The sequence below is a fragment of the Aestuarium sp. genome (assembly GCF_023253315.1).
Taxonomy (GTDB): Bacteria; Pseudomonadota; Alphaproteobacteria; order Rhodobacterales; family Rhodobacteraceae; genus Marivivens; species Marivivens donghaensis.
On the sequence record NZ_JALRGW010000006.1, the window covers coordinates 78,286 to 100,880 of the forward strand.

Below are 22,595 nucleotides of genomic sequence, written 5' to 3' on the forward strand. Positions count from 1 at the left end.
CTTCCTTATTTGCCCATTGCGACAGTGCGCGACATGAGCGTCCGCATGGTCGACACTGCTTCGAGGGTGTTTTGGTATGCGCGGCTAGCTTCCATCATCTCGACCATCTCTTCTTCGACGTTGACGGTTGAGGCGTAGACAAAGCCATTGGCGTCAGCCAACGGGTGATCCGGCAGGAATTTGGATTCTGGGTCGCGGTCTAGCTGGACAACATCCACAGCGCGCGAGGTCGCTAAGGTGCCTAGATCGCCAATCCGACCCGAATATTCTGTCTCAAACACAGGTCGCATTGCACGGTAGGCTTCTTCGGGGGAAGACGCGACAGAACCAGCGTTGGCGATGTTCGACGCCAAGGTGTTCATCCGCACCATCTGTGCAGACATCGCCGTTTTGCCGAGGTCAAAAATGTTGCTAGGACCGCTCATCATTCACCTCTAATCACAGTCATAAGGCCAGAAATCCGACGGTTCAGAAGTTCAAGGCTGGTTTGGTAGCGAACCGTGTTTTCCGCGAATTCCATCTGTTCGAGCGCCATATCGACGGTATTCCCGTCCATCGACGGCATCACAGCGACGCGGTAACCGTTTTCGCCCGCAGGCCCAGTGGTCGGCATAGCCATGTGCTGCGACGACGAGGTCCGCAACGAGGCGCCCAGTTGGGTTTGACGCGATAGTTCTGCTTCAAAATCAAAGTCTCTGGCTTTGAATCCTGGGACGGACGCGTTGGCGATGTTGGATGCCAAAACGTTGTTCCGCTGCCCGCGCAAAGCCAATGCTTGCGCGTGGATGCCTAAACCTTCTCTCAATCCTGTCGTCATAGTTGCTATCCGGTTCTCGGGCGAAGACCGCCAATCAGACCGGAAACTGCAAGGGCTGTGCCAACTGCCCAAAGCCGGAGCAGCGCATGTCGAAACAAAACCTCCTTCCGCGTTCAAACGCTGCAAAAAAAGCAGTGCGCGCGATCATGCGCAAAGTCTCGAACGAGCCCAATAGCCCTGACATTGCGCGGTTGACCGAGCTCTACGACCGAGCGGCCGACCGTGAAACGCGACGTTTGCTGCGGGCCGTGCGGATGCAAATTTTGACTGCTGAGCCGTCTAAACCAGCCAAATTCATCCCGAAAAAGCTGCCAAAACCTGAGCCAGTAATCGAAGAGCCTGTTGAGAAAATCGAAGTCGCTGAGGAAGCTCCGCCAGCGAAGGACAAACCCAAGAAGGCATCTTCCATGATGTCGTTGGATCTGTCTGACGCGACGATGCTTCTGCAATTCGGTGGTAACGACGCCGTCGAAGAGGACGAAGACCAGAACGAAGCAGATAGCGTCGACAGCGACGACATTTCGCTCGATGGCACCGCAGACGCCCCAACCGACGAACAGGTTCTGGGGGAAGTCGTCTCAGCGCTTGCCGAAGACGAGAACGACGCGCTTGATGCGTCCAACTTTACATCGCTCGCACCAGCTCCTTCGACTAACTTCTCGGCGTCAGAACTCGTGTTCCCGCCCGACGATAGTGACACAAGTCAGTCCGACGTTGACTGGGACCCTTTTGCGGAAGCCGATGAAACGGAGCGATCTGACACCACCGAAGTCGAAGCGGCCGAAGTGGTCGAACCACAACCAGAGGCACCCAAACCCGTCAAAGCGAAAAAGGGCGTGCCCACAACAGACCTCTCCGCACTGAGCGGCGGTAGTGCCCTCTTTGACCAGTTAGGCGGAAGCTTTGGCGACGATATGGACGATTAAAAAAGGCGGCCCTCTCGGACCGCCCTTTTGTGCCGTGAGTGGCGTTTAAATTCTTAGACGAGGTTACGATCGCGTGCGATCATCGCTGCCTGCGTACGGTTCCGCGCGTCGAGCTTGCGGCTCAGTGTCTTGACGTGGAGTTTCACAGTCACTTCCTGAAGGTCGAGGTCGCGAGCGATCTCTTTGTTCGATTTACCTTCGCAGATGCCGCGCAAAACGTCAGTTTCGCGTTTGGTTAGCAGACCGTCACCCGCAGCCGGCGCTTCTTGCATGAAGCCGAACGGGGCGTAGGTTTCACCAGCCGCCATAAAGCGGATCGCTGTCACCATCGATTTCGAGGCAAGCGTTTTCGGAACAAACCCTGCCGCGCCAGCCTTTAGAGCGGCGTCAGCAACGTCGCGGGTCGCGGTGCCGGACAGGATCGCAACAGGACGACCGTCATTCGACGCGCGCATCTTGGTCAAACCTTCGAGGCCATTCATCCCCGGCATGTTGTAGTCGAGGAGAACCACATCGAAGCTACCAGTTTCTTCTGTGATCTTCACAGCTTCATCCAATGACGCAGCCGTCTTAACTTCGACGACCCCTTCAGCCATCAAAAAGGCCGCAACAGTCTCTCGAACCAGATCATGGTCGTCTGCGATAAGTACCCGCATGGTTTGCTCCGTCAATTTTGTGGAGTATCCGCCCTGTGCTAAGGGAGTTATCCCACCTAATTTCGCGCCTTTAACGACGCCTTGTACATTTTGATTATACATCATTTCACCATTCAACCCGAAGAAATCAAACTTCGCTACTAAGGAATGGTTACCGCACAACCAGACGATGTCGTATACTTGCGTACGTATACTTTAACGTTCTCACGGCAACATAATATATACTTTAGCATACACTAATACCCCTATGCTTGAATGCAACCTACTTCAAAAGGTGCAATCTCAGAGCCTGAAGATACCAATCCACCCAGAGGAGATTCGAAAGCAAATGGAACAGTCGTTATTAAAACTAGGAAAAATTGCAGCAACCATTTGTTTTGCATCATTTTCAACCACCTCTCACGCTGCAGATTTGGCGCAACCAAAAAGTGAAATCATTCTGACGGTCTCTGGTGGAATCGCCTCGACAAACGACAATGACACGGCAGTTTTTGATCTCGACATGATCAAAGAGCTCGGCATGACGTCGATCGAGACAACAACAATTTGGACCGAAGGCGTTCAATCTTTCGTTGGCGTCCCGCTCACCGCTCTACTTGAAGCTGTTGAAGCCGAAGGAACTGTCATCAAGGCGACTGCAGTTAACGATTATGCAATCGAAATCCCCCTTGATGATCCAACCAGCACAGCTGCGCTGATTGCCTATGAAAATAACGGTTCTGTGATGACACTTCGTGACAAGGGGCCCCTCTGGATTGTATATCCCTACGATGAGGCTCCCCAATTCCAAACCGAAGTCGTTTATTCTCGGAGCATTTGGCAGTTAGATCGTATAGAAATAACGGAGTGATCCGTTAGGTCATGAGTAAATAGAACACGGATGGTTCGTGACGGCTCAAGGCAACAAACAACAGCCCCTAAGATGGGCCCGCTTTGGCATACTTGGTGTGGTTCTCTTGGTGTGCTTTGGCGCGATTGCCATCCTCGGCTTCGAGGTGAACCGAAAGATTAAGGAACAAGCGACCGCGAGTTCCGACAACGTGCAATGGGTATTGTCCCAGCTGGAAGTTGAATATCTCAACTTCCACGCTGCAATCACAGAGGCTCAACTCGATGGCGACGTAAGGGATGTTCGGCGACGGTTTGACATCCTTTACAGCCGCGTGGCCACATTCCGCACGGGCCAAGCCTATGAAACGCTGAGGGGCGAACTGTCGTTTGCTAACCTCCTTGCGGGGCTAAACGCAGCCGTCAACGACATGATCCCGCTGATTGATGGGCCAGACGACGAACTGCGCGCTCAATTGCCAGAACTATCTAAACAGGTCGAGATTGTCGGGACTGCCGTTCGGCAAATTGCATTGATCGGCATCGACTATTTTGCTGGCGTCTCAGACCGAAGCAGGTCCGAGGTTTGGCTCACCTTGATGCGCGTAGCGGCGCTGACCATGGCGCTCGTCATGGCGCTCGTGATCCTCGCCATCGTTCTGTTCCAATTGTACCGCGTCGCGCAACGCAGCGCCGAAGTCACACGAACCACCTCTGCTCGCCTCGAAGCGATGGTGTCTTCGACACTCGACGCCGTCATCGTGATCGATGAGGCGGGGTTGATTGTCGAATATAACGGCGCTGCGGAATACATTTTCGGTTATAGCAGGACCGAAGCCATCGGATCGCCGATGGTCGATATGATTATCCCGCTGAAATACCGCAAAGCGCACCTTGAGGGTATGAAACGCCACCTTCGCGACGGCAGCACTCATGTGGTTGGTCGTGGGCGCATCCAGATGGAAGCCCTACGCAAAAACGGTGAGCTGTTCCCTTGTGAATTCTCCATCGCGCGGGCGCCCGCATCGAACCGTATTTTGTTCGTGTCATTCCTTCGCGACAACTCCGCTCAGGTCGCCGCAGAGCAAGAACTGCTCAAGGCACGCGACGAGGCATTGGCTGGCGAACGGACCAAAGCCGAATTCATGGCTGTTATGAGCCACGAAATGCGCACCCCGCTCAACGGGATGCTGGGGACGATGGAACTGCTCGCGGAAACCGAGCTCAATCCACGTCAACGTGATTACCTGCGGATCATCGAAACCTCTGGTAGGCTGCTCTTGCACCATGTCAATGACGTGTTGGACATCGCGCGGCTTGATGCAGGTCGGACAGGTTCTGAGAAGCGGCCGTTTAATTTGTCTGTTCTCGTGAGCGAAGTGGCCGATGGCCAGCGCAGCCTCGCACATGCGAACCACACGGAACTCGAAATTGATCTCGAAGCGCTTGGCAATCCGACCGTTCTGGGCGACCAGCAACGGTTGCGTCAGGTGCTGCTGAACCTCGTCTCAAACGCGATCAAGTTTACCCGTGACGGCGTCGTTCGCATTGAGGCCGAAAAACTGGGTGACAGTGATGTGGTCGAATTCCGCATTATCGACAGCGGCATCGGCATCAACGAAGAGGATCTTGATCGGATCTTTGATGACTTCGTGACGCTGGACACGACATATGCGCGCGAATACGGCGGTACGGGCCTCGGCCTTGGGATTGCGAAACGTCTGATTGAATCTCTTGATGGGGCCATTGGCGCAGAGAGCGAACCGGGCGATGGCAGCCTGTTCTGGTTCCGCCTGCCTCTACCAATCCTATCCAAAGGCGCTGCCGAAACTGTCGAAGTTGAAGCAAAACCAGCGCCGCGCCCAAAACCAGAACAATCGCTCGATATTCTTGTGGTCGAGGACAACCAGATCAACCAGTTGGTGGTCGAAGAGATGTTGCGCAAAGAAGGTCACAGCGTGACCCTCACCAACGATGGTCAAGAGGGCGTCGCAGCCGCGAACCTGCGTCACTACGATGTTATCTTGATGGATATTTCGATGCCGCGCATGGATGGCGTCGCCGCCACCCTAGCCATTCGTAACGGTGACGGACGTTGTCGCGACACACGTATTGTTGCGCTTACCGCAAACGCACTGCCAGAGGACATTGAACGGTTCAAAGACTCAGGCATGAACGATGTTTTGGTCAAACCGATTTCGCGTGCAAAGCTCGCCAAAGCTCTGAGCATCAAGAGCCCAGAAATCATTGCAGCGGCGGCCCCTCGCGCACTGCCTGCCCTTCTCGACACCGAAGCCGTGCGCGGCCTCTTGAGCGACCTTGGCGCTGAAAGATCGTCGAAACTGCTGAACGCGTTCCTGGCCGAAACCGATAGCTTGGTCGACCAGTTCACAACCTCACCTGACAACGACGACAACATCCTGATCGGCGACATCCACAAACTGGCTGGTTCGGCGTCTCTCTTTGGCACGCTGCAATTCAGCGATTTGCTACGCGAGCTTGAGGTGTTGGGGAAATCGGGCCGCGCCGACGAAATGCGTACCAAGCTGTCTGACCTACCGCAATGCTGGTCTATGACCCGCAATGCACTCGAGGAAATCGCCTCAGAAAACGTCTCGCAATAAGTCGATTGTCCTTTTCGAACAGGTTGACGAAAGCCAAAATCCAGCGCACCCTCCGATCAATATGATCAAATTATCGGGAACCTTTATGGTCCCGCCTTCGGAGGTTTCCATGTCTCAATATCATAACGATCCTGCTTCGGTCATCGAATCCGACCGCGCGCATGTGTGGCACCATCTTGCCCAACACAAACCCTTTGAAACGATCGACCCGCAGATCATCGTCGAAGGCAAAGGGATGCGCGTTTGGGACATCACGGGCAAAGAGCACCTCGATGCTGTATCGGGCGGTGTATGGACCGTCAACGTCGGCTATGGCCGTACAGAAATAGCTGATGCCGTCCGCGATCAGCTGGTGAAAATGTGCTACTTCGCCGGCGCAAAGGGGACCATTCCGGGTGCAGAATTCGCACAGCGATTGATCGAGAAGATGCCGGGTCTGGACCGCGTCTACTATGCGAACTCGGGTTCCGAGGCGAACGAGAAAGCCTTTAAAATGGTCCGCCAGATTTCGCACAAACACTATGGCGGCAAGAAACACAAAATTCTCTACCGTGACCGCGATTACCACGGCACCACGATTGCCTGCCTTTCCGCAGGTGGCCAGCAAGAACGCAATGCGCAGTACGGCCCGTTCGCACCTGGTTTTGTTGAGGTTCCGCATTGCCTCGAATACCGCGCTGATCAGCCAGGTGAGGGTTATGGCGAACGTGCAGCCCAAGCGATTGAAGATGTGATCCTGCGCGAGGGGCCAGATACCATTGGCGCACTCTGCCTCGAGCCGATCACCGCTGGTGGCGGCATCATCGTGCCGCCGCAAGGGTATTGGGAACGCGTTCAGGAAATCTGTAAGAAATACGATATCCTGCTGCACATCGACGAAGTTGTTTGTGGCCTTGGTCGCACGGGGACTTGGTTCGGCTATCAGCAGTTCGGCATCAAACCCGATATCGTCACGATGGCCAAAGGCGTCGCATCTGGTTATGCGGCGATCTCTTGCTGCGTCACCACGAACGAGGTCTTTGAAAAATTCAAAGATGCCGACGATCCGCTTGGCTATTTCCGCGATATTTCGACCTTCGGCGGCTGCACGGCTGGCCCGGTTGCAGCGCTCGAAAACATGCGCATCATCGAAGAGGAAAACCTCTGCGAAAACTCTGCAGCGATGGGCAACCGTCTGCACCAGAACCTGCTCGACCTGATGAACAAACACGATTGCATCGGTGAAGTCCGCGGCATGGGTCTGTTCCAAGGTGCGGAACTGGTCAAGAGCCGCGAAACTCGTGAACCGATGGACGAAAAACGTGTGATGGCGGTCGTTGCAGACTGTCTGAAAAACGGCGTGATTATCGGGGCGTCTAACCGCTCTATGCCGGGTTTCAACAATACACTGTTGTTCGCGCCCGCACTGATCGCGACTGCGGACGATATCGACCAGATCACCGATGCGGTCGATCAGGCCCTGACACGCGTGATGGCCTAATCAGCCAACCGAAGCGAGCGCCAAACCGTCGACAACAGCGGTGAAGGCCTCGTTTCGGTTGATACGCGCCATTGGACAGGCGGCGCGGGCCTCGGATTGAACAAGGTTCATGAGGCTCGACCCGCCGACCAATACCACGGATGTGATTTTATCTGGTGTGAGGCCCGCACCGAAAATCGTCGCATAGATTGCCTCGCGCAACTGCATCTGAAATTCGGACAGCGCGTCGCCCATCGACCCCGCCGAGATTGGGACAGTCAGACCCTTTTCAACTGAACCCAAGTCGATCATCGCCGACCGCTCGCCCGAGTTTGCGGCGATCTTTCCCGCCTCAACCGCAAAGGCGATTTCGTGGCCAAGCTGGTCTTCGATTACAGCATGAAGTCGATCCATCGCGTCGCTGTCGACAGCATGACGCTGCATATCCTCGATCAGACGAAGCGTTTCGCGGGTATAGAGAAACGGGATCTTGGCCCAAGTTGAGAGATCAACGTAGAGCGATTTGGGCACGGGCAGTAGACCTTCGCCAAAGGTGCGCCGCAACTCTCCGCCATATCCGAAATAGGGCATCGCGTGGGCCATCGAAATCGCGTGGTCGAAATCGGTGCCGCCCAATCTGATGCCGTGGCTGTGCAAAATATCCAGCCGATCATCATCGCTCTGGAACACGGAAAAGTCGGAGGTGCCGCCGCCGATATCCACGATCAGCCCCGTTTGCCCAACCCCACCAAAAGCACGACTGGCCCAAGCGGCAGCTTCGGGTTCGAACATAAACTCAACGTCGGTAAAGCCCGCCGCGTGATAGCAGGCCCGCAAGTCATCCTCGGCCTTTTGATCGCGCTCAGCATCGGCAGAGTGGAACCTGACGGGACGCCCAGACAAGACGCGCGTGCAGGTCTGACCGATCTGCGCCTCGGCACGGGTTTTCACCTCGACTAAGAACGCCGTTACAATGTCGGCCAGCGTGCGGCGCTGCCCACCAATCGGGCGCTGTTCGTGAAACAGCGATGTGCCGAGGACTGATTTCAGCGCACGCATATAGCGTCCCTCATCCCCCGCAATCAGCGCCTCTGCCGCAGCGGCACCGATCACCATTTCCCCGCGGTCAGCAGGAAAGAATACCGCCGTCGGCAAGGTGTCCGCGCCATCCTCAATCGGAAGCCGACGCAGAACGCCATTTTCAACGATAGCGACGGCGGAATTCGACGTTCCAAAGTCAATTGCGAGAGTGGGAGCGGTCATAGGGTATTCCAACGTCATCAAAGTCTGCGGAGCTACCCAAAATCGCGCCACGCGGCAAGTAGGTTGCGGCCTACCCTCTTTGCCTTTGGGCCGTTTCATGGTTGAAGAAGGCAAGAGGTGACACATGACTTGGATCGCAATTGACCTGACATCTGGCCGATCATGGCTGATGAACGATCACATCCCATTGGCCCAGCGCACGGGCACAACGCCTGAAGCGTTAATCGGCGATTGGCAAGGTCCGCAAGTGATCGCTGGGCTCCCCGATGCAGCGGTGAGCCGTGTGCCATGCAAGGCGTTGCCGCCGTCGGGACAGTTCGGGCCTGTGGTTCAGGACAGCCCCGCGCATCGGCTTCCCCACTCGGCAGCAATCGCAGGTTTTTTGGCCATTCAGGATGATTGGGACGGTGTGATCTGTTTGGTGTCCACGCAAGTCCACTGGGTCCATGTCAGCGCAGGCGAAATCGTGAGTTTTCAGAGCTCTGTCACACCCGAAACCTTTGCCGCCTTTGCCTCTGGCGCGATGTCGACAGCAGCGTTCGACGAAGGTCTGGCCCAAGCGATGGATCGACCAGAACGCATCCTGTCTCATATCGCGTCGGCCCGCATTGCAGAAGGTGACGCCGTAAGCCGCATTTTGGGCCTGTTGATCGGGGCCGACCTCAAAGGCAGTCGGGCCTACTGGCTCGGTCAGCGCGTTGCCGTGATTGGCGACGGCGTGATCGCTGACGGATATGCCCGCGCCCTGACCACTCAATCGGTTCCTGTTTTACAGATGCCCGACACAACTCTTGCTGGCCTCGTGGCCGCTTACAAAGGAATAGCTCAATGACTTTCGGCACTCTTCCTGATGGACGTACTGTGGACCGGATCACCATTTCGAACGGTGATCTTTCGGTCAGGATCCTGACCTATGGCGCAATCGTGCAGGACGTGCGTTTGAAAGGGCATGATTACAACCTCACGCTAGGGTCCGACGACATCAACGACTACCTCACTTCGATGAAGCACTACGGCCCGATCATCGCACCTGTTGGCAATCGGATCAAAGGCGCACGCGCGACCTTTGGCGGGATCGAGCACATGCTGACCCCGAACGAGGGACGCAACATCCTTCACTCTGCCGAAGGGGGCAGCCAGTTCAAACTTTGGACTGTTGAGGATCAAACTCCCGATACCGTCACGCTGACCGTCCTTTGCGCGGATGGCGAAGCTGGTTTCCCCGGCAACCAGCGCGTCATGGCCCATTTCGCCATTCTGCCCGACAACGTTATGCGGATGGAAATCACTGCGACGACGGATGAGTTGAGCATGATCAACATCTGCAATCACAGCTATTGGAATTTGACAGGCGACCCGACCTTTGCGGGTCACAAATTGCAGATCAAAGCGCAGAACTATTTGCCCACAGACGCTGAAAACATTCCAACCGAAGTGACCGAAGTTGAAGGTACCGACTACGATTTCCGCACCCTGCGTGACGTCGTTCCAGCCAACCCGCCGATTGACCACAACTTCTGCCTATCGCGGATCAAGCTAGATCTACGCGATGTCGTGACCCTCGAGGGCGGGGATCTTCGGATGACCATCGCGACCGACATGCCTGGGCTTCAGGTCTATGATGGCCGCACGGCATCGAACGCGGGGTTTGCCGATTACGCCGCTCTCGCCTTTGAACCGCAGTATTGGCCGAACGCACCGCATGAACCGTCCTTCCCAAAGATCACCGTCAAAGCGGGTGAGGTTTGGACCCAAGAAGTAGAATGGCGGTTTGAACATCTGGCATAACAAACCTTCATAAAAATTGGGCAGAGCCTAAAAGTTCTCAGAAATGAGCCGCTTATGATATCATCGGCCTAACGTCGTTTTCTTCGGCGTGGGGTTCGCACAGGTGAAAGTACTTTGATGTCATATGCCTTTCCGTTGGGTGGAATGCCCTCTCTGGATGATGATCCTGCGCAGAACGGTGCTCATTTCACCGAGAGCTACGCGCTGATCCCAGCCGCAACGATGCGGGACATTACCGCCAGCCTTCTGCCTGGGTGGATTGACACACGGTGCTGGATTTTGGCACGCCCACTTAGCGGGTTTGCCGAAACCTTTGCGCAATATGCAGTCGAGGTCGGACTAAACGGTGGCTCCGACACGCCAGAGCCGAACCGAAATGCCGAGGCGGTGCTGTTCATCGCAGACGGTATTATGGAGCTGATCGTTGCGGGCCAGACCCATATTTTGATGGCGGGCGGATACGCCTACATTCCGCCCCATACGCGTTGGACCTTACGCAATGCGGGCGATGGCCCGCTGAAATTCCACTGGGTCCGCCGCCAATATGTCCATGCGCACGGCTATGATGCGCCAATGCCGTATATCACAAGCGATTATGACACTCCGATCAGTTGGATGTCCGAGACTAAGGATTGGGGAACGTCGCGGTTCGTCGATCAAACCGATCTACGCCACGATATGCACGTGAACATCGTGACCTTTACCAAAGGTGGCCGCATCCCCTTTGCGGAAACGCACGTGATGGAACATGGGCTTTATGTTCTACAAGGCACAGCGCGGTATCTACTGAACGAACGCTGGGTTGATGTCGGTCCCGGCGATTTCATGTGGCTGCGCGCGTTTTGCCCGCAGGCTTGCGTCGCGACCAGCAACGAACCATTCCGATACCTGCTCTACAAAGACGTCCACCGTCACCCAGATTTGACGCTCTGATCCGCGGCGAGGCTATCGAGGATTGGACAGTTGGGCCGATCATCGCCCGCACAGCAAGACACGAGATGAGCTAGGGTTTTGCGCATCTCTTTCATCTCAGAAATCCGCTGATCGATCCGTGCAAGGTGATCGCGCGCAATGGATTTCACCTCTGCGCTTGTGCGCGTCGTGTCTTCGTAGAGATGCAGCAAGGTGCGGCATTCTTCGACGGTAAAACCCAAACCACGCGCCCGCCCGATAAACGCAAGTTTGTGAATGTCGGATTCTTCAAATGCACGATAGCCGTTCGCATTGCGATCTGGCTGAACGAGGCCGATATCCTCGTAATAACGGATCGTTTTCGCGGGAAGGTTGGTTCTAGCCGAGGCTTCTTTGATATTCATCAGCGCACTTTCCGTCCTGCTGAATAGCTACGGAGACGTAGCGCGTTACTGACCACAAACACTGACGAAAAGGCCATGGCGCTGGCCCCGAGCATGGGCGACATGAGCATGCCAAATGCGGGATAAAGCACGCCAGCAGCAACGGGGATCAACGCGATGTTATAGGCAAATGCCCAAAAGAGGTTTTGCCGAATGTTTTGCATAACTGCGCGGCTCATCCGAACCGATGCAACGGCACCGCTGAGGTCCCCACGCATCAGCACAACGTCCGCTGTTTCTACGGCGACGTCTGTCCCCGTGCCCATGGCGACACCGACATCTGCCTGCGCCAAAGCGGGCGCGTCGTTGATCCCGTCGCCAAAGAACGCCACAGGACCGTTCGCTTGGAGATCTTTGACCGCTTCGACTTTGCCTTCAGGAAGCACTTCAGCCACGACCGTATCAATGCCGAGCCGCCGCGCGATGCTCTCTGCGGTGGCGATGTTATCGCCCGTGACCATCGCCACGCGCATCCCGCGTTCTTGAAGCGCAGAAATGGCATCTCTGGCCCCAGCTTTGATAGGGTCCTCAACACCGATAAGAGCGACCATCGCGCCATCTACAGCAACAAAGAACGGGGTCTGGCCTTCTTGGGCGAGGGACGCCGCTCTTGCCGAATACGCAGCGACCGAGACGTTATTTTCAGTCAAGAACCGTTCCGATCCAACCAAAACCCGATGGGTATCAACGATGCCAGAGACGCCTTTCCCTGCGGTCGATTTGAATGACTGGGCGGCAGCCAATTGGACACCATTTGACGTCGCCTCACGCAGAATAGCCCGCGCCATTGGATGTTCGGATTTTGCCTCAACAGAGGCGGCGAACCGAAGTGCTTCACGACGGTTCTGCGCGTAGATTGTGACGACTTGCGGGTGGCCTTCGGTCAGTGTGCCCGTCTTATCAAAGGCAACCGTTGTGACCTCGTTCAAGCGCTGCAGAGCATCACCCCGACGGAACAATATGCCCAATTCAGCCGCACGGCCCGTCCCGACCATGATCGAGGTCGGGGTGGCAAGGCCCATGGCGCAAGGACATGCGATGATCAAGACAGAGACCGCCGCGACCACGGCATAAGAAACCCCAGGGCCAGTAATCATCCAGATTACCGCGGTGACCAAAGCAATCAAAATCACAATGGGCACGAAAATGCTTGTGATCCGATCGACCAAGCCTTGGATCGGGAGTTTCGCGACCTGCGCTTGCTCGACCATCTGCACAATCCGCGACAGTACGGTGTTGGCACCAATGGCCCGCACCTCCATGCAGATCGATCCGTCCGTATTCATCGTCCCGCCGATGACCTGATCACCCAAGGATTTGAGCACGGGAACGGGTTCGCCAGTCAGCATCGATTCATCTAAAAACGAGCTGCCATCGACGACAATACCATCGACAGGCACCCGCTCCCCTGGGCGAATGCGCACAATGTCCCTGGGAACAAGTTTTTCGACTGAGGTTTGCACCTCACCTTCATCTGTAAGAACACTGGCGGTTGTCGGGCGTAGTTTGACCAAAGCTTCGATCGCAGCGCCCGTCCGCCCCTTTGCCCGCGCTTCGAAAAAGCGCCCTAGTAGGATCAGCGTGATGATCACCATCGACGCCTCAAAATAAACGGCGCGCGCCTCAACGGGCACAAAGCCCGGAGCAAAGGTCACGATCGTTGAATAGAGCCACGCAGCGCCCGCCCCCATGGCGACAAGACTGTTCATATCAGGCGAGCCTTTGAACAAGGCTGGAATACCAAGGCGATAAAACCCCTGCCCCGGACCAGCCATTAGCAAAGTTGCCAACAGGAACTGGATACGACGGAACATGGACTGTCCGATCACCATATCGACCCAGTGATGGACCTGAGGGAACAAGTGCCCACCCATTTCGAGGGCGAAAACGGGCAGTGTCAGAAGCAAAGCCGTGGTGAATTGCGACCGAATTGCTGCGGCTTCTTCGGCTTTGCGTTCCGAAACGGCCTTGCGTCCACCAGATGACAGTTGAGCTGGGTAGCCTGCCTTGCCCAACGCATCGAGCACAGGCGTCAAATCGTCCAAGACTGTTTCAACCTGCGCCGTTTCTGTCGCGAGGTTCACCTGAGCCGAGACAATCCCCGCCTGACGGGTCAGCAGTTTTTCAACACGACCAACGCAGGCCGCACAGGTCATGCCCGACACGTCGAGAGATACGCTTTCTACGCGTGCGGGGTATCCCGCTTGGCCGAGCACCTCTAAAACGGTCGATGGCACGGTGTTGTCCGAGTAGGTAATCGTCGCCGTTTCCTTGGCCAAATTCACCGACACCGTTTCAACGCCATCGGTGCGGCCGAGAATTTTCTCGACTCGTGCAACACATGCCGCACATGTCATTCCGCTCACCGCGATGGTCATTTGGCGGGCCATTGGTCACCTTCTTTCCTTGGTCTTGGCTTTATTTAGTGCCTCCAGTAACTGGAAGGTCAATAGCCCCTTGACCTTCCAGCAGGTGGAAGCGCCATCTAATGTGCATAGCATGGAGACTAGAATGAAACTTTACGTTCCCGAAATGAGCTGCGGTCACTGTAAATCATCCATTGGGACAGCAATCGCTGGCCTAGATGGTGCAGCAACTGTCGAATTCGACATGGATGAGCGCAAGATCACAGTCGCGACCGATAAGACCTCTGCCGAAGTCATCGAAGCCCTCGATGTGATCGGGTTTGACGCTGAAGTTGCTGACTAAACGGACCGTGAACACCTTTTTGTGCATCGGTTTACACTATAGTCGATGTCATTAAGGTTTCACGCAACTCTGCGAAATCCCCAGTTTAAAAGGGAGTAAGCCATGTCCGATTTCACCCGCTTCGCAATTTACTATGTTCCCCCTGCGGGACCGCTCGAGCAATTCGGCGCAGCTTGGCTGGGATGGGATATCGCGACAGGCAGCGCAGTTCCGCACCCGCCAGTGGACGGCCTCGACCTTGAGGCCGTCACTGAAACACCACGGAAATACGGATTTCACGCGACGCTGAAGCCACCCTTCCAACTGGCCGAGTCGCATGGTGAAGTCGAACTGCAAGCCGCAGTGGCCGACCTCGCGGATGTATTGGCTCCAGTGACGCTCGACGGCCTCAAGCTAAGCCAGATCGGCTCTTTCCTTGCCTATACAGTCGAAGGATCGCAATCGGGCCTCAATGCATTAGCCGCGGCTTGCGTTCGCGAACTCGACCACTTCCGCGCTCCAGCTAGAGCGTCAGAGATTGAACGACGCAAGGCGGCAGGATTAACCGACAGACAGACAGAGCTATTGATGCAATGGGGTTATCCCTATGTCATGGAGGAATTCAAATTCCACATGACGCTCTCAAGTAAACTGGACCTAGAAACGGCCACCCGATCAAAGGCCGCGATTGAAACACTGAGCCTCGGCGCACTCCCCCGCCCGTTCATCATCGACGCCATCGCACTGGTCGGCGAGCGCCCTGACGGTCAGTTTGAAACCATTCGCCGCTATAGCCTGAACGGATAACGGTTTACCCGATCACTTTCCGGCGAATTTCCATTGATATCTGGGGGATATGGTGGCGGTGCAGGGACTCGAACCCCGGACACAAGGATTATGATTCCTCTGCTCTAACCAACTGAGCTACACCGCCGAAAGTGCGGGCGGAATATTATTGGCTGGGGTCCGCGTCAAGAGGCAAAGCCAGCTTTTTTCATTCCGACCGACGAAAAAACAAAGCCGCCATTTTTGGCGGCCTTGAAACTCTATTAAAAGAAGCGTCCGCCTGCCCTATCGAGCAAGGTTTTAGCCAAAGCTTGGCCCAAAGCAGGACCTTCACTGATCGGACCAGAGACTTCATCGCTCAGGGATTGCGAACCGTCGATGCGCAAAATCTCTCCGCGTAGACGTAGCGTGTCGCCCTGTAGTTCTGCCAAACCGCCAATGGGTGTTTCACACGACCCATCCAGAGCCGCCAGAAACGCCCGCTCGGCAGCGAGTCGCTGCCCTGTCGGGGTGTGGTGGATCGCAGCCAGCATCGTCGCTGCGCGTTCATCATCAACGCGGCGTTCGATCCCGATTGCGCCCTGCGCAACCGCGGGCAGCATTTCTTCGACTTCGATGGCCACGCGCGGCACGTCGGTCATGTTCAAACGATTCAAACCAGCCATCGCAAGGAAAGTCGCGTCCGCAACACCATCGCCCAGTTTTTTCAGACGAGTCTGAACGTTACCACGAAATTCCACGATTTTCAGATCGGGGCGGCGATTCAGAAGCTGTGCTTTACGGCGCAGGGACGACGTCCCAACCACGGCACCTTCGGGCAGAGCGGCCAAGCCACCCTCTTTCAACGACACAAAGGCGTCACGCACATCTTCACGCGGAAGATAACAATCGAGCACAAGCCCATCAGGCTGTGCGACAGGCATGTCTTTCATCGAATGAACCGCGATATCGATCCGACCATCCAACATGGCCTCTTCGATTTCTTTGGTAAACAGACCCTTATTGCCGATTTCCTTGAGCGGACGATCCGCATCGATCATCGAACGATCATCGCCTGTGGTCTTGATCACAACGATCTCAAAGGCACCCACGGGCAGATCAAAGGCCGCCATCAAACGGGCACGGGTTTCGTAGGCTTGCGCCAGCGCCAGTGGCGAACCACGGGTTCCGATCATAAGCGGTTCAGCGGGTGTGGGCAAAATCATGGTCATATGCGCTTTCTAGCCGCGCCTTTGCGTGCCAGCAATGGCTTGACTTGCCCTGCGTCATTGGCGACCAACCACGGGAACGAAAAGGAATGACCATGACAAAGACGATCTTGCGCGCCCTTGCCGGTGAAAAACTGCCAACTCCGCCCATTTGGATGATGCGGCAAGCGGGGCGGTATCTGCCGGAATATCGCGCAACCCGTGCGCAAGCAGGGGATTTCCTGTCACTTTGCTACAATTCGGAGCTCGCCGCAGAGGTCACCTTGCAGCCGATCCGCCGCTACGGCTTCGACGCAGCGATTCTTTTTGCAGACATTTTGCTTTTGCCGCAGGCCTTGGGCGTCGATCTTTGGTTTGAAACGGGCGAAGGCCCGCGAATGACAACGGTCACGACACCTGCGGAACTCAAGGCGCTCAAGCCGATTGATCAGATCGATGAAGTTCTGAACCCTGTTTACGAAACGGTCAAAATCCTCTCGCGTGAATTGCCCAAGGAAACGACGCTGATCGGTTTCGCTGGCGCACCATGGACCGTTGCGACCTATATGATCGCAGGCCGCGGGACGCCGGATCAGGGCCCTGCACACGCTTTGAAAGCCGCCGACCGCGCGACCTTTGCGGCGCTCATCGACCTTCTGACAGATGCAACCATCGAATATCTGTCCAAACAGGTCGTCGCAGGGGCAGAGGTCGTTAAGATTTTCGACAGTTGGGCTGGTAGCCTTCAGGGTCAGGACTTCTACGATTTCGCGGTTGAACCCGCCCGACGGATCACCGCAGCGCTGAAAAACCGCTACCCTGATTTGCCCGTCATCGCCTTCCCGCGTGGTGCCGGTGAACGCTATGAGGGGCTGCACGAAAAGATCGGCGCCGATTGTATTGCGCTCGACGACGGCGTGTCGCCCGAATGGGCGGCAACTCACGTGCAAACCGGCGGCTGCGTTCAAGGCAACCTCGCCTCTCATCACATGGTAACGGGTGGCGACGACCTGATCCGCGAAACGCGTAAAGTTGTGGATGCGCTGTCTAATGGTCCGCACATCTTTAACCTCGGTCACGGGATCACACCTGATGCGAGCCCTGACAACGTTCAATTGATGATCGATACCGTGCGCGGCGCGTAACCTGATCGTTAGAGATTTTATAAACGGGGACCTTCGGGTCCCCGTTTTGCCTTAGCCCCGCGTTTTCCACGCAAACCAAAACGCGCCCAAGGCCAGAGCGACCGACAAGACTCGCCGCAGGACCAACCTTTTTCTCGGGTTTTCGAGAAGGGTCTGTGCCGTCCCTGCCAAGCCGACAATCGCCGCATGAATCGCAGTGGCGACGACCACATAGACAATGGACAGCGTAACTGTCTGCGACGTCACCGCGACGCCATCGACGACGAAACCCGGCAAAACGGCGATGTAGAATACGGCTGCCTTTGGGTTCAAAAGGTTTGTGATCAGACCGCGCCGAAAGAACAACACCAACGGCGAGCCGAGCGCGGCGTGTTCGATCTCTTCATCAGAATCGCGCCAACCATCATAGGCCAACCAAAGCAGATAGAGCACTCCGCCCCAGCGTAAGGTTTGATACAGAACGGGCGAGGCATTGATCATAGCCCCGACGCCCAGCGCCGCCGCGATCCCGACCAAGGCCAGCCCCAGCGCAACACCTGCCACAGCTGCAAAGCCATAACGCCGCCCCTCACAGGCCGCGACGACGGCAAGATAGGCCATGTTCGGCCCTGGCGTCAGTTCGATCAGAAACGACGCCAAGGCAAATTGCAGGATGGACTGGGTTAGATCCATTTCGCCATCGGCGGTAGGCTCATCAGAACCGCGTTAGCATCGTGACCAGTGGCGAGACCGAATTTGGTGCCACGATCGTAAACAAGATTATACTCGGCATAGAGGCCACGGTGGATCAGCTGCGTGTCCTTATCCGCCTCGGTCCACGGCGTGTTGCGCCGTTTTTCGGTCACCGGAAGATACGCGGGCAAAAACGCACGACCGATGTCTTGGGTCAGGGCGAAATCTACTTCCCAATCACCAGAATTGCGGTCGTCCATAAAGATACCGCCAACACCACGAGCACGACCACGGTGTGGAACGTAGAAATACTCATCCGCCCAAGCCTTTAGTTCGGGGTAGAGGTGGTCGCCATGCGGGTCGAGGTGCTGCTTTTGCACATCGTGGAAATGCTGGGTGTCCTCGGAATACTCGATGCATGGGTTGAGGTCCGAGCCACCACCAAACCACCACGCAGCTGGAGTCCAGAACATCCGTGTATTCATGTGGACTGCGGGAGCATGCGGGTTCTGCATATGCGCCACGAGCGAAATGCCGGACGCCCAGAACCGCGGGTCTTCTTCAACGCCGGGAACGCCACGGGCTGCCATCGATTTTTGTGCGGCTACGCCCAGTGACCCGTAAACGGTTGAGACATTCACGCCGACTTTTTCGAACACACGACCACCGCGCATCACGCTCATAAGACCGCCGCCAGCATCCTCGCCTGCGTCGCCCTGACGTTTCGTTTCCGTGACTTCAAAACGGCCAGCAGGTAGCGAAGCTGTTGGGCCTTCTGTCTGGGTATCTTCAAGGTTTTCAAATGCGGCGACGATGTCGTCTCTTAATTGACGGAACCATGCGGATGCGCGTGCTTTTTCATCAGCCATTTGCTCTGTCATCGGGACACCTTTCGTCGTGCTATTGAATATCACTCGGCCATAGCATTGATATGAAGGCGAAACCACACCGCAGATGTGTGACCAATTGACGGAGATTCGATATGCGTGCTGCCCTGATCCTTTTGCCACTCGTTGCTTTGGCAGCCTGTGGCACACCTCGCGAACGTTGCATCAACGAGGTGACCTCGAACCAGCGCACATTGAACGCACTGATCGCAGAAACCCAAGCGAACATTGATCGCGGCTATGCGCTCGCTGAACGGTCCGAAGTTGTGACGATTGATCGGACTTGCACGCAAACGCTCGAGTCTGGCGAAGAGGTTCGCTTCCCCTGCGACGAAGTGATGACCCGCGAATACAAAGTGCCTGTGGCAATTGATCTGAACGCAGAACAGGCAAAGCTGCAGTCACTGCTTCAGCGCCGCGAGGCTATGGCCTCAACCGTTCAAGACGGCATCAACCAGTGCGTCGCGATTCACCCTGAATAAACGGGTTTAGTGGGCGGCGCATCCAACGGGATCGATCAGGGTGCGCCCACCGTCCACTGTGATGATCTGACCCGTGACAAAGCCAGACGCCTCGCACGCGAGATACTGAACGGCATCGCAAACCTCAGAAGCGCTTGCGATGCGGTTCAGCGGCGTATGGCACAGGATATCTTCGCGGTATCCATCGTGTTCTTTCAGCGCACCTTTCAGGCTCGCGCTCATAACGCTGCCGAACGCGACGGAGTTAACGCGGATACGATGCGGAGCCAGCGCAACAGCCAGCGACCGTGTCATTTGATCCGCCGCAGCCGTCGATACCGAATAGGCCAAAAGATCAGGATGCGTGCGTCGTGCCGCAATGGACGACAAGTTGATGATCGCGCCGACTTGCGGTTTATCCTGTCCTTCTGCCAGTTTCACCATCCGGCGCGCTACTGCCTGCGACAACCGCAGACCCGCGAGCATGTTCTGCTCTAGCAGCATCGAAACGCTGTCATCATCAGGGTTGAGCGGGTCCGTCAGGACGATCTGACGGGCCGCATTCACGAGGATGTCGATCTGTTCAAACGCATCCACGGTCGCAGAGAGCAGGTTTTTGATCGTCAGCTTCTTGCGCAGATCCCCCGCAAAGATACGGGCAGGCCCGCTGTCAGCCTCGATCTCTACCCCGATCTCGCGCTGAAGCGCGGCTTCGTCCATGTCCGCGAACATCACATTCGCGCCCTGTTCGATGAAATGCCGTCCGATTGCCAAACCGACGCCATTCGCGGCGCCCGTCACAATCGCGGTTTTACCTTCGATGGAAAAAGACATTGGACTCTCCCGAGTGTCGACTGTCAGAGCTTAGCGGATTGGGCGGAAAGCGTGGAACAATTTAAATGCACCATCGCCGCCGATCTCTTTGACCTCTTTGAAATGGTCATTGAGCGCAGCCTCATAAGGCAGGTGACGGTTTGCAACCATCCACAAGTGCCCAGAGGTCGTGAGGTTCCGCGCGGCATTGGCGATAAAGGCGCGGCCCAATGCAGGGCTTCCTTCGCGGCCAATGTGGAACGGCGGGTTCATGACGATGCCACCATAGCTGTCGGGCGCCTTCCATGTAGTGGCATCCGCCCAATGGAACGCGGCACGATCGTCAGGCACATTGAGACGCGCACAATCGAGGGCGACTTTTTCCGCCTCAATCAGATCGATGCTCTCAACCCCTTCGCGTTTCAGAACCGTATCGGACAGATAGCCCCAGCCAGCGCCAAAATCGGCCATCCGCTTGGGCAATTTATCAGGCAAAGCAGAGGCAAGCAGTTTCGAGCCGCGATCCACCTGACCATCCGAGAAAACGCCTGCGCTGGTGTAGAACCCGTTCTCGCCTTTGATCGGATCGCCCAGCGCCCAATCTGCGAATTGGTTTTCGCCGCCAAACCAGAACAGGCGGCCATGCGATTTGGTCACGCTCGGCAGATCGCCCAGCGCCTTGCGGCATTCTTTGAACAGACTATCGATCCCATCGGTTTTCTGGCCGTCGATCAGAACCAAGGACGATTTCGCAGCCTCTGCAACCATCGCACGCGCAAGAGCCTTGGCTCGCGGCACAACGACAATCGTCACAGGCGCCTCAACTGGATCGAGGCTATAGCCCGCCCCTGACCACGAAACCGCGTCGGGCTTGAACCCTGTATCAATCCACAGGTTTTCACGAGCGAACATCGACAGGTCATAATCCGCGGCAGGACGCATAACGCGAATTTGACCTTCGGGCAGGACGATGAGCCCATCATTCAGGGCAGTAGCTAATCTGGATTTGGACATCTGTGAACGGTGACGCGGGGCGTCACTCTTTCTCCATTGTGCATTGCAACGGGTGCTGATGACGCTGCGCGAAATCCATCACTTGCGTCACTTTGGTTTCAGCAATTTCGTAGGAATAAACGCCGACGACGGCGACGCCTTTTTTGTGAACGGTGAGCATCAATTCGAACGCTTGGGCATGGTTCATACCAAAGAAACGTTCCAACACGTGCACGACGAATTCCATCGGCGTGTAGTCGTCGTTCAGGATGAGCACCTTATACAACGGCGGACGCTTGGTCTTGGGCCGCACGTCAAGTTTGACGCCGATATCATTATCGTCGTCATTCCCCTCGGCCATCATAAAGAAGTCAGTTCGCTTCATGCTCTCACTAGTCGTAACTGTCCGCTGCGTTATATAATCTTATTAGGGCCTAAGAAAACCCCCAGCAGGAGCTAAGGCATGCCACACCGTTGGACGATCGCATTCGACGCAGATGATACCCTTTGGCACAACGAAAAATTCTTTCAAATGAGCCAAGAGCGATTTACCGAATTGCTGGCAGATTATGTCGATCCTCATGACCTTCGGGCGCGGCTTTTGGCGGCGGAGCGACGTAATTTGCGGTTCTATGGGTATGGGATCAAAGGGTTCACCCTTTCGATGATCGAAACCGCTCTTGCTGTGACCGATGCAAAACTCCCTGGGCATATCACATTGGCGCTGATCGATATGGGGCGCGATATGCTGGCGCATCCGATCAATTTGCTGCCTCACGTTGAGAAGGTTATCCCTGAACTGGCAAATTCAACGCAGATTGTCCTAATCACCAAAGGCGATCTCTTGGATCAAGAGCGCAAGCTCGCCCAATCCAACCTTGGGGACTACTTCTCGTCCGTCGAAATTGTCAGCGACAAGACCGCCGCTGTCTATCAGCGTATTTTTGCACGATTTGAGACCCCGCGCGTTATGATGGTCGGCAATTCGTTGAAGTCCGACATTATCCCCGCGATCGAGGCAGGTGGCTGGGGCATTTACGTTCCACACGAGCTGACGTGGGAATTAGAACACGCCGAAGAGCCTGAACACGCCCGATATCACCGACTCGAAAGTCTGGGCGACCTACCCAAGTTGATAGCCGAACTCGCCTGACGCGCCGCCCCATTTCCGCCACAATCGCCGATATAGCGGATCGCCAATAATCGACCACCAGATATGGCGTTGCAGTTCAACCACCCGATGAAAG

General features: G+C 55.9%; 24 protein-coding genes and 1 tRNA gene. 12 read left to right on the forward strand and 13 right to left on the reverse strand.

Annotation, left to right across the window (positions count from 1 at the left end; genetic code table 11):
* Positions 1-5 precede the first annotated feature (5 nt).
* Positions 6-425: a flagellar basal body rod protein FlgC gene (flgC, locus tag AC1QQ2_RS05590; protein WP_479712391.1), complete on the reverse strand. Its 420-nt coding sequence runs from the start codon at positions 423-425 to the stop codon at positions 6-8.
* Positions 425-817: a flagellar basal body rod protein FlgB gene (gene flgB, locus AC1QQ2_RS05595; RefSeq protein ID WP_105235799.1), complete on the reverse strand. Its 393-nt coding sequence runs from the start codon at positions 815-817 to the stop codon at positions 425-427. Before flgB ends, flgC begins: the two co-directional genes overlap by 1 nt.
* A gap of 86 nt (positions 818-903) precedes the next feature.
* Here flgB and AC1QQ2_RS05600 point away from each other — a divergent pair, with 86 nt between their 5' ends.
* Complete coding sequence (locus AC1QQ2_RS05600; protein WP_479712392.1) at positions 904-1,743, forward strand: hypothetical protein; 840 nt, start codon at positions 904-906, stop codon at positions 1,741-1,743.
* A gap of 53 nt (positions 1,744-1,796) precedes the next feature.
* Here the strand turns inward: AC1QQ2_RS05600 and AC1QQ2_RS05605 are convergent, their stop codons facing one another.
* Positions 1,797-2,399 carry a response regulator transcription factor gene (locus AC1QQ2_RS05605; RefSeq protein WP_067550152.1) on the reverse strand — a complete coding sequence of 201 codons (603 nt, stop codon included), beginning with the start codon at positions 2,397-2,399 and terminating at the stop codon, positions 1,797-1,799.
* A 328-nt stretch (positions 2,400-2,727) separates the two neighbouring features.
* Here AC1QQ2_RS05605 and AC1QQ2_RS05610 point away from each other — a divergent pair, with 328 nt between their 5' ends.
* The 3 genes from AC1QQ2_RS05610 (at position 2,728) to AC1QQ2_RS05620 (ending at position 7,331) form a co-directional block, all read left to right on the forward strand.
* Complete coding sequence (locus AC1QQ2_RS05610) at positions 2,728-3,249, forward strand: putative pterin-binding protein (protein ID WP_479712393.1); 522 nt, start codon at positions 2,728-2,730, stop codon at positions 3,247-3,249.
* Between the two features lie 37 nt (positions 3,250-3,286).
* Complete coding sequence (locus AC1QQ2_RS05615; protein ID WP_479712394.1) at positions 3,287-5,851, forward strand: hybrid sensor histidine kinase/response regulator; 2,565 nt, start codon at positions 3,287-3,289, stop codon at positions 5,849-5,851.
* A 109-nt stretch (positions 5,852-5,960) separates the two neighbouring features.
* Positions 5,961-7,331 (forward strand): aminotransferase family protein, encoded by a 1,371-nt coding sequence (locus AC1QQ2_RS05620; protein ID WP_479712395.1) that lies wholly within the window; start codon positions 5,961-5,963, stop codon positions 7,329-7,331.
* Here AC1QQ2_RS05620 and AC1QQ2_RS05625 read toward each other — a convergent pair whose 3' ends face one another.
* Entirely contained in the window at positions 7,332-8,573 is a 1,242-nt protein-coding gene (locus AC1QQ2_RS05625) for an Hsp70 family protein (RefSeq protein ID WP_479712396.1), read from the reverse strand. It lies immediately after the preceding gene.
* A 124-nt stretch (positions 8,574-8,697) separates the two neighbouring features.
* Here AC1QQ2_RS05625 and AC1QQ2_RS05630 point away from each other — a divergent pair, with 124 nt between their 5' ends.
* The 3 genes from AC1QQ2_RS05630 to AC1QQ2_RS05640 all read left to right on the forward strand — a co-directional run bounded on the left by AC1QQ2_RS05630 (position 8,698) and on the right by AC1QQ2_RS05640 (position 11,294).
* Complete coding sequence (locus AC1QQ2_RS05630) at positions 8,698-9,405, forward strand: 2-dehydro-3-deoxygalactonokinase (protein WP_479712397.1); 708 nt, start codon at positions 8,698-8,700, stop codon at positions 9,403-9,405.
* A complete protein-coding gene (locus tag AC1QQ2_RS05635) occupies positions 9,402-10,361 on the forward strand; it encodes an aldose epimerase family protein (RefSeq protein WP_479712398.1) in 960 nt (319 codons plus the stop codon). Before AC1QQ2_RS05630 ends, AC1QQ2_RS05635 begins: the two co-directional genes overlap by 4 nt.
* Positions 10,362-10,478: 117 nt before the next feature.
* Positions 10,479-11,294, forward strand: a complete 816-nt coding sequence (locus AC1QQ2_RS05640; protein WP_105235805.1) for a bifunctional allantoicase/(S)-ureidoglycine aminohydrolase — start codon at positions 10,479-10,481, stop codon at positions 11,292-11,294.
* Here the strand turns inward: AC1QQ2_RS05640 and cueR are convergent.
* Together cueR and AC1QQ2_RS05650 are read right to left on the reverse strand one after the other, a co-directional pair.
* Positions 11,273-11,677, reverse strand: a complete 405-nt coding sequence (gene cueR, locus AC1QQ2_RS05645) for a Cu(I)-responsive transcriptional regulator (protein WP_438986910.1) — start codon at positions 11,675-11,677, stop codon at positions 11,273-11,275. The two genes, AC1QQ2_RS05640 and cueR, sit on opposite strands and share 22 nt — an antisense overlap.
* Positions 11,677-14,106, reverse strand: a complete 2,430-nt coding sequence (locus AC1QQ2_RS05650; RefSeq protein WP_479712399.1) for a heavy metal translocating P-type ATPase — start codon at positions 14,104-14,106, stop codon at positions 11,677-11,679. Before AC1QQ2_RS05650 ends, cueR begins: the two co-directional genes overlap by 1 nt.
* A gap of 121 nt (positions 14,107-14,227) precedes the next feature.
* Here AC1QQ2_RS05650 and AC1QQ2_RS05655 point away from each other — a divergent pair, with 121 nt between their 5' ends.
* Both AC1QQ2_RS05655 and AC1QQ2_RS05660 read left to right on the forward strand, forming a co-directional pair.
* Positions 14,228-14,425: a heavy-metal-associated domain-containing protein gene (locus AC1QQ2_RS05655; RefSeq protein ID WP_479712400.1), complete on the forward strand. Its 198-nt coding sequence runs from the start codon at positions 14,228-14,230 to the stop codon at positions 14,423-14,425.
* A 102-nt stretch (positions 14,426-14,527) separates the two neighbouring features.
* Positions 14,528-15,211, forward strand: a complete 684-nt coding sequence (locus AC1QQ2_RS05660) for a DUF1045 domain-containing protein (protein ID WP_479712401.1) — start codon at positions 14,528-14,530, stop codon at positions 15,209-15,211.
* A 50-nt stretch (positions 15,212-15,261) separates the two neighbouring features.
* On the opposite strand, the gene AC1QQ2_RS05665 is transcribed toward AC1QQ2_RS05660, so the two are convergent.
* Both AC1QQ2_RS05665 and hemC read right to left on the reverse strand, forming a co-directional pair.
* Positions 15,262-15,338: transfer RNA gene (locus AC1QQ2_RS05665), tRNA-Met, on the reverse strand.
* Positions 15,339-15,453: 115 nt separating this feature from the next.
* Positions 15,454-16,401: a hydroxymethylbilane synthase gene (gene hemC, locus AC1QQ2_RS05670; RefSeq protein WP_479712402.1), complete on the reverse strand. Its 948-nt coding sequence runs from the start codon at positions 16,399-16,401 to the stop codon at positions 15,454-15,456.
* 86 nt (positions 16,402-16,487) lie between these two features.
* Here hemC and hemE point away from each other — a divergent pair, with 86 nt between their 5' ends.
* Positions 16,488-17,522, forward strand: coding sequence for a uroporphyrinogen decarboxylase (hemE, locus tag AC1QQ2_RS05675; protein ID WP_105235811.1), 1,035 nt, complete (start codon positions 16,488-16,490; stop codon positions 17,520-17,522).
* Positions 17,523-17,573: 51 nt separating this feature from the next.
* Here hemE and AC1QQ2_RS05680 read toward each other — a convergent pair whose 3' ends face one another.
* Together AC1QQ2_RS05680 and hemF are read right to left on the reverse strand one after the other, a co-directional pair.
* Complete coding sequence (locus tag AC1QQ2_RS05680) at positions 17,574-18,194, reverse strand: LysE family translocator (RefSeq protein WP_479712403.1); 621 nt, start codon at positions 18,192-18,194, stop codon at positions 17,574-17,576.
* Positions 18,185-19,075 carry an oxygen-dependent coproporphyrinogen oxidase gene (gene hemF, locus AC1QQ2_RS05685; RefSeq protein WP_105235813.1) on the reverse strand — a complete coding sequence of 297 codons (891 nt, stop codon included), beginning with the start codon at positions 19,073-19,075 and terminating at the stop codon, positions 18,185-18,187. Before hemF ends, AC1QQ2_RS05680 begins: the two co-directional genes overlap by 10 nt.
* A gap of 101 nt (positions 19,076-19,176) precedes the next feature.
* On the opposite strand from hemF, the gene AC1QQ2_RS05690 reads away from it, so the two are divergent.
* On the forward strand, positions 19,177-19,563 hold the full coding sequence (locus AC1QQ2_RS05690; protein ID WP_479712404.1) for a hypothetical protein: 387 nt from the start codon (positions 19,177-19,179) through the stop codon (positions 19,561-19,563).
* 6 nt (positions 19,564-19,569) lie between these two features.
* On the opposite strand, the gene AC1QQ2_RS05695 is transcribed toward AC1QQ2_RS05690, so the two are convergent.
* The 3 genes from AC1QQ2_RS05695 to clpS are packed head-to-tail and all read right to left on the reverse strand — an operon-like array spanning position 19,570 to position 21,712.
* Positions 19,570-20,376 carry an SDR family NAD(P)-dependent oxidoreductase gene (locus AC1QQ2_RS05695; protein WP_479712405.1) on the reverse strand — a complete coding sequence of 269 codons (807 nt, stop codon included), beginning with the start codon at positions 20,374-20,376 and terminating at the stop codon, positions 19,570-19,572.
* A gap of 30 nt (positions 20,377-20,406) precedes the next feature.
* The gene (locus tag AC1QQ2_RS05700) at positions 20,407-21,369 is read right to left on the reverse strand and encodes a class I SAM-dependent methyltransferase (protein ID WP_479712406.1); all 963 of its coding nucleotides are present in this window, start codon (positions 21,367-21,369) and stop codon (positions 20,407-20,409) included.
* Between the two features lie 22 nt (positions 21,370-21,391).
* Complete coding sequence (gene clpS, locus AC1QQ2_RS05705; RefSeq protein WP_435404524.1) at positions 21,392-21,712, reverse strand: ATP-dependent Clp protease adapter ClpS; 321 nt, start codon at positions 21,710-21,712, stop codon at positions 21,392-21,394.
* A 99-nt stretch (positions 21,713-21,811) separates the two neighbouring features.
* On the opposite strand from clpS, the gene AC1QQ2_RS05710 reads away from it, so the two are divergent.
* Positions 21,812-22,501 (forward strand): HAD family hydrolase, encoded by a 690-nt coding sequence (locus tag AC1QQ2_RS05710; protein WP_479712407.1) that lies wholly within the window; start codon positions 21,812-21,814, stop codon positions 22,499-22,501.
* The last annotated feature ends 94 nt before the right edge of the window (positions 22,502-22,595 follow it).